The organism is Ruegeria sp. BHSA123, assembly GCF_059613425.1.
Map to the genome: position 1 here is coordinate 1 of NZ_JBXWSL010000099.1, position 7,153 is coordinate 7,153.

The window sequence follows — 7,153 nt, forward strand, 5'->3', positions numbered from 1 at the left end:
CATTGTCATAAGGGGCGCTGTCAGCGCGCATGCGGGCAACGATGGTGTTTGCGGTCGCCTTTTCTTTCCGCACCAAGCCAAGCCCGTCTAGGACTTCGACGAAATCGGCAGACGTATTGTCGTTGACATGGATTTCACCAGCCTCGAACGCAGCGACGATTGCCGAAGGATCGGTGCCATAATCGACGAATTCAATTCCGGCGAGATGAGCCTGACCACCCCACCAACCGTTATCCCGCCGTTTAAACACAGCCTTTTCCCCAACCATGTGGGACACTAATTCGAACGGTCCCGTGCCGATAGGCGTATCCACGATACTGCCCGAGAAACTTGGATGGACCAACAGCGCGGGATGATCAGCCATCGCCGCGATCAGCGTGATATCGGGGCGGGGCAGATTAAGGCGCACGGTGTATTCATCAACTTTCTCGATGACACCTGTGCCCGCCCTTTGCGTTTCTTCGTCGATAAGGCTGGCAAAACGGGATGCCATTGCGTTGCCTTCGGCGGACTTGTCACACCAGCGTTCGATATTGAAGACTACATCATCGGCAGTGAACGGGTCGCCGTTGTTCCAGATCGCGTCTTGTCGCAGGTTTAGCGTATAAGTTTTAGCATCATCGCTAACCTCCCAGCTTGCCAACAATACACCGCCAAAGCTGTAGTCGAGTTCCCAGCGCACCAGAGGCTCAAGGAACTGGCGGCTTACGTTGTTGGCTTGGTCCCAATCCTGAAAGCGCGGCTCAGTCAGAGCAAGAACCCGCATCTCGATTTTCGCAACGCCGCCCTTTTGCGGAATGCCGGTTGCCGCCTGCGCCGGGGCACTCATTCCCAGCAAGCCATAAGCTGTTGCTGCGCTGGCCCCAAATGTACTGGCCGTCGCAATGAATTCGCGGCGGCTCATTTCACCGCGGCGCACAGCGTCCGCCATTTTGGCCACTATCGGGCGGGTTTCACGGGATTCGTTCATTTGGTATCCTCCCTGGATATTGCGCCTCACCCAAAGTGAAGCGTCTTGATTTCCTGATAGTCTTCAAGCCCGAACATCCCGCCCTCTCGGCCGTTGCCCGATTGCTTGTATCCACCAAAGGGCGAGCCATAATTGAAACCCCCGCCATTGATATGGATGGCGCCGGCCCTTAGCCGGGCGGCAACACGCTCGGCACGGTCCGGATCACCGGTTTGCAGATATGCGGCCAGACCGTAGGGCGTGTCATTGGCGATGCGGATCGCATCCTCTTCATCCTCAAAGGGGATGATCACCAGCACCAGGCCAAAGATTTCCTGCCGGGCGATGGCCATATCATTGGTGACATCGGCAAATACTGTGGGCCGCACATACCACCCCCGATCAAACCCGCCAGGGCGACCGGGCCCGCCAGCCAACAGGGTCGCTCCTTCGGCAATGCCCGTTTCGATCATGTCCTGCACCCGGTCAAACTGAATCCGGTCAAACAATGGTCCGATATGATCGCCTTCCTGCACCGGATCGCCGACCATTTGCCCCTCGGCGGCGGATTTTGCGAACTCCAGCACACGATCATAGCAATGGCGCTCGACCAGCATCCGGGTGGGCGCATCACAGCTTTGACCGGTGTTGTACATGCATTCCAAAACTGATGCTGTGACCCGCTCGTTCAGATCGTCGCCGCAATCGGCAAAGACTAGATTGGGAGATTTTCCGCCCAGTTCCAGTGTCACCCGTTTGATCGTATCGGCGGCATCTTTGGTCACAGCAATCCCGGCGCGCGTCGATCCGGTGAATGACATCATGTCCACATCGGGGTGGCGCGAAAGGCCCGATCCAATTTTCTCCCCGTCACCATGGATCAGGTTGAACACACCAAGAGGAAACCCTGCGTCATGGATCATCTGTGCGTAAACAGTGGCAGAAAGAGGGGTGTGTTCCGAAGGTTTCAGAACGCAGGTACAGCCGACCGCCAGCGCAGGAAGCACCTTGAGGGCGATCTGATTGATTGGCCAATTCCAGGGTGTGATCAATCCGCAAACGCCGATGGGTTCGCGCACCAAAACGTCCCCATTGGTCAAGACCTCACGCAGATCTTGTGCCTTCAGTGCCTCTAGAATGCCCCGCAGATGCCCGATACCGGTATCTGCCTGGGCGTCGCGCGACATTGTGATCGGTGCGCCCATTTCCGCACTCATCGCCTGCGCCATATCTTCGCGCCGGGATTCACTGATCTGCAGCAATCGTTCCAGGAGTGCATACCGCTCGTCACGCGAGGTTCGTGAATAGTTTTCGAATGCTGCGCACGCGGCGGCCACCGCCCTGTTCAGATCATGCTCGTTCCCCAGATAGACCGTCCCGATCCGCTCTTCTGTGGCCGGATTCAGAACAGGAAATGCGCACGTAGAAAGTGGGGTGACCCAGTCGCCGTTGATATAGAAATTCTCTGGTGTCATGAAGTTGCTCATTTCGCGTGCATTTTCCGTTTGCGGTCGCGCGTGACGCGCGTCGCGTCTTCGGACCCGTCGTGATAGGTGCCGAACCACTTGTCCCACGGCATTTCAGAGTTGCCGTAGTTGCATTCGTAGTAACGGTGATGCAGCTGGTGAAAGAACGACCCGATATCCAGCCGCTCCTTGTTCTTGACAAACAGCGTCTCGTATCCGGCATGCGCCGAGATTGCGCCCAGAACCAGCTAGTACAGCAGGAACATCAGATGCACCGGATGGGCCGGGATAACCAACAGGATCAGCACCGAGCTGATATAGAGAAGCTGCTCCAAAGGGTGCATCGACATGCCCGACCACGACGTCGTGTTGACATTGCGGTGGTGGATCGAATGGACATGCCGGTAGAGCGGTGGCCAGTGGATCGCCCGGTGAATGACATAGAAATGAAAGCTCTGCCAAACTGCCAGAGCCGGGAACAGCAGCACAAAATAAATCGGGTGATCCCAGAAATTCACCGGCGCAACCCAGCCATTGGTAATGGCCATGCGCATACCGATCTCAAAGCCGCACATGATCGGGACACCATAGGCCAGCGCATAAAACATGTTGTCGCGCAGCTGATAGTCGAATTTGTACAATGCGTTCTTGCGCGGCAGTATCGGGCGCGGATCATACTTGAACCGGTTGCCTTGCCCTTTGCGGATATAAAGCCACCAGTGCAAACCACCCGCCACCGCAATCACCGCCAGATAGTTGCGCAGGACAACCCAGGCCGCCCACCCAAAACCGAACGAGGTCTGATCCGGAGCAACTGGCTGCAGCCAATATGCAACCACGAAGGCAAGCGCGAGATAGATCGCGCGATCCGAGAACTGAAAATAGGTATTCCACAGCCATTTCAACAGCTTCATCGGTTACGGAGGCCAATCCCAATAGGGTGCATACTTCACGGGCAAGTCCGGATGGTAGTGCCATTCGCAGCTCATGGAGGCCGGTTCTGCGTCTTGAGGCTGGTGCGCTGTGTCGGACATCAGATCAAACTTTCTCAGGTTTCAGCAGAAAGCGCTTCCAGCGCCTCGCAGAGTTTCGTTAGTTCCCCGTCTATCATCGCAATCGAATGGGCGGCGTCGGGGAAGGATCCATCCTGCACCGCGTAGCGAAACGCCGTGAGACCCTTGTGTTTTTCGGCCTGTAGTTGTTTGCGGATCGGTGCCATGTTGGCAAATGCCTTGGCATGGCGTGGCGGGTTGTCGATGTCGCCGCAGATGTCTTCCTGAAACATGAAAATCACATCAGCGGCCCCACCGGACCCGATGGAATGGGTGACGAGCCCGGTTCTGGGGCTGAGCTCGGCAATCACCTCATGCGCGACACATTCCAGTTCAACGGCATAGGCACCCGCATTTTCGAGCCGCCGCATCGCATGGTGCAGGCTCAATGCCTCGTCGGCTGTGCGCCCATAAGCTCTTAAACCGCCGATCATGGTGGACAGTCTCGGCACAAGGCCAAGATGGCCCTGTACAGCCAGTCCCTCTTTGGCCAGCATTTCTACAACATCAAGCGAACGTATCGTATACACAGCATCCGCACCCGCTTCGGCGGCCTTGATCGCCGCCCGCAGTATTTCGTCATGGGTTGCGAAATCCGTTGCGGGCAGGCAGGCGGTAATGAACGTGTTCGGAGCGCCTGCACGGATCTCAGTTACGTCGGAGTCCAAAATCGACAGGTGGTCGATGCCCGCCGCTTGCGCCGCGCGGGCCTCTTCCTGATCATAGGAGGTGGTTTGCGTAAACTTGCGTGCGCCCTTGCCGGCGACAAAATCCGCTACCGTGTGGTTGCGCAACGCTTCGTGCCCGCCATAGGTGTATATGCGTCTGGACTTGACCATGCCTGTTACACCGCAACCGGTCCATCCGCAGTCTCATTCAGCTCCATATGCCCTTCGCCCTTGGACAGAATACGGCGCAGCATTGGCTCGAAGAATTCCAGCGGTTTTGTTGGGTAATCCGGATCAAAGGCGCATTGGTCATATTCATGACAGAAGTACCGGCAGTCTTCCCAATAGGGGCTGTCCTTGTACTTGTCGCGCGCGTTCCGGTCCCCGCCCAGATAGTGATTGTAATAATACCCCTGGAAAACGCAGTGATGTTTCAGGATCCAGTATGTCCGCTCGCTGACATAGGGTTTCATCATCGCTGCAGACAGTTCGCCGTGGTTGTAGGGTGACAGGATATCGCCGGTGTCGTGCACCAAAGCAGCAACCACGATTTCCTCGTCTGCGCCGTCCTCATAGGCGCGGGTCGCGGCCTGCAAGCTGTGTTGATAGCGGTTGACGGGGTAAGGGGTCCACTCTTCGTCCAGCGACCGGAGCGCGTCCAGTATCTGGTCTGGCAGGGCCGCGTTGTAGGTGTCCTCATAGTCCATCACCGCCAGAAAATCTTCTTTGGTGGCATTTCCGAAACTGGTCCAGCTGGATTTATGCGACTTATCCATGGCTATGCCCTTTCCAATTTTGAGTTTGGCGACCGAAGGGGGAGAAGCTTCGGTCGCCAGCGCAGATCACTCGTAAGAGGCGCGGTGTTTCACCACGACTTCGGCACCTGCGCCTTCGGGTTCGTGATCGACCAGATATTCCGGGAAACCGGGCGCGCGCAGGTCGGTGCCGCAATCATCCTCAAGCCGTTTGACCACCTGGCTGGACCACACGCGCGGGCCATAGCGTTTCAGCCCGTCCTCCATCGCGGCCACACAGATCGGCGACAGCTCGACCGGAACGCCGTATGACTTGGCCAGATCGTCAAACAGGGTCACATCCTTGACCTCATGATCCATGGTGAAGTTGATGTTGTAACTGCCGTTCAGGATCAGTTGGCCTTCAGTTTCATGCACAAAGGAATTGCCGGAGCTCACCCGGATCGCGTCATAGGCCACGGCCAGATCAATGCCTGCCTTTTTGGCGACCATAAAGGCCTCACCGGTGGAGACCAGCTGCACGCCCGCCAGGTAGTTGGTGATCACTTTCAGCACCGAGGCCGACCCCAGCTTGCCCGTATGCACGATCTGACGGCCCATGGTCGACAACAGCGGCAGCACCTGTTCAAACGCCTCGCGTTTGCCGCCGGTAAAGATGGCGATATTGCCGGTTGAGGCACGATGGCAGCCGCCGGAAACGGGGCTGTCCATCGCGATACCGCCTTTGGCCTCAACCAAGGCCCCCAGACGTTGCACGTCTTCGGCTTCGGTGGTGGACATCTCCAGCCAGATCTTGCCCTTTGAGATGCCTTCCAACACGCCGTTTTCTTCTTCCAGCACCTTGGCGGAAACCACGGGTGACGGCAGGCAAGTGATGATCACATCGCAGGCTTCGGCCAACGCGCGGCCGCTTTCAGCCCAGATCGCTCCCTGATCCAGAAGGGGTTGAGCCGCAGCTTGATCCGAGTCGCGGACGATGACGTCAAACCCGTTGCGCAACAGACTGCCCGACAGTTTTGCCCCTACGTTTCCCAAACCGATAAATCCGACGCGCATTCTTGATTCTTTCTTGAACGTGACAGTTCTCTTGACGATGCGGGGCAATTGGGTATCAGTCAAAAGAACTCTTTGTGCCCTAAGGGGTCTAAAAATTGGAGGCTATATGTCTGACACCAGAACCAGCTTGCCGCCACTTCCCGCACTGCAGGCTTTCGAAGCTGCGGCCCGGCATGAGAACTTCATGGCCGCGGCTGAGGAATTGAACCTTTCTCAATCTGCAATAAGCCACCGCGTAAGAGCGTTGGAGGCCCATCTGGGCTATGCGCTTTTCGTGCGCTTGCCGCGAGGGCTGAGATTGACTGAAAACGGAAAGGCGTACTTGCCTTCAATTCGACGTGCGTTTGCGGAAATAATGGGATCAACTACCAGCATTTTCGGCCTTCGACAGCCGACCCGGCTATCAGTTCGCGCTCCATTGTCGTACTCAGCGATCTGGGTGTCGAACATTGTTCAGGAGTTCTCCCGTGAGTTTCCAAACATCGAAATCCGAATGAGTTCTTCCGTTTGGGCTGATAATCAGGCGGACGAAGCGGATATAGAACTGCGCCTAGGGCATGGGAATTGGCCGGGCTACAGAGCCGAACTGCTGTTTCATGATGATCTCGTTCCCTTGTGTTCTCCCAAGACTCGGGAAACAATGCCAACGCTAGTAACTGCTGAAGATCTTGCAGTTAGACCTCTCGTTCATATCGTTGGTATCGAGGATCAATGGGGGGACTTTTTTCGTAGCCACCTATTGGGAGAACGGCCAAAAGCGCACAAAAACCGGATATCCACTGATAGTTCTGTTGCGGCAGCAGTCATTGCCTCGCATGGCCCGCACATATGCTTGCTGGCTGAGAGATTTGCGGCGTTCTTTGTCGAAACCGGGCTTCTTGTGCAGCTGTCAAACCTGACAATCACGTCCAGGCAGGGGCTGTATCTGGTAACCCCAGACGCCAACAAAGCGCTTGTCCCCGAAGTTGAACTGTTTCGAAAATATCTGCGGAACTGCTAGTAGTTCTGCCCAGCCTCGATAGAAAAATAAGTGCGAAACAAAACATCCAACTATTTGAGCGGAGTGTCTGCTTTGTCCCGCGTCTCGTTTCTCCGAGACCGCGTTGCACGAATAGCGCTTGGGCCGCATTTGCCCCTTTCCCCGGTTCGTTATGCGACACGTTCATAGGTCGCACGACCTAGACGGGTCATGCGGTTGAGGGCTTTA

The 7,153-nt window shown here is 56.4% G+C and carries 7 protein-coding genes; 1 reads left to right on the top strand and 6 read right to left on the bottom strand.

Annotated elements, in window-relative coordinates; translation table 11 throughout:
- The 6 genes from AC2FNC_RS19390 to AC2FNC_RS19415 form a co-directional block, all read right to left on the bottom strand.
- Window positions 1–970 (bottom strand): ABC transporter substrate-binding protein (locus AC2FNC_RS19390; RefSeq protein ID WP_496716355.1); only part of this gene is annotated, 970 nt, incomplete at its 3' end.
- A 26-nt stretch (window positions 971–996) separates the two neighbouring features.
- Complete coding sequence (locus AC2FNC_RS19395; protein ID WP_496716357.1) at window positions 997–2,424, bottom strand: aldehyde dehydrogenase family protein; 1,428 nt, start codon at window positions 2,422–2,424, stop codon at window positions 997–999.
- A 239-nt stretch (window positions 2,425–2,663) separates the two neighbouring features.
- Window positions 2,664–3,329 (bottom strand): sterol desaturase family protein, encoded by a 666-nt coding sequence (locus AC2FNC_RS19400; RefSeq protein WP_496716359.1) that lies wholly within the window; start codon window positions 3,327–3,329, stop codon window positions 2,664–2,666.
- Window positions 3,330–3,463: 134 nt separating this feature from the next.
- Window positions 3,464–4,306: a 3-methyl-2-oxobutanoate hydroxymethyltransferase gene (locus AC2FNC_RS19405; RefSeq protein ID WP_480521485.1), complete on the bottom strand. Its 843-nt coding sequence runs from the start codon at window positions 4,304–4,306 to the stop codon at window positions 3,464–3,466.
- Window positions 4,307–4,311: 5 nt separating this feature from the next.
- Window positions 4,312–4,911, bottom strand: a complete 600-nt coding sequence (locus tag AC2FNC_RS19410; protein WP_496716361.1) for an HD domain-containing protein — start codon at window positions 4,909–4,911, stop codon at window positions 4,312–4,314.
- Window positions 4,912–4,977: 66 nt separating this feature from the next.
- On the bottom strand, window positions 4,978–5,946 hold the full coding sequence (locus AC2FNC_RS19415) for an NAD(P)-dependent oxidoreductase (protein ID WP_496716362.1): 969 nt from the start codon (window positions 5,944–5,946) through the stop codon (window positions 4,978–4,980).
- A gap of 106 nt (window positions 5,947–6,052) precedes the next feature.
- Here AC2FNC_RS19415 and AC2FNC_RS19420 point away from each other — a divergent pair, with 106 nt between their 5' ends.
- A complete protein-coding gene (locus AC2FNC_RS19420) occupies window positions 6,053–6,946 on the top strand; it encodes a LysR family transcriptional regulator (protein ID WP_480521479.1) in 894 nt (297 codons plus the stop codon).
- Window positions 6,947–7,153: the final 207 nt, after the last annotated feature.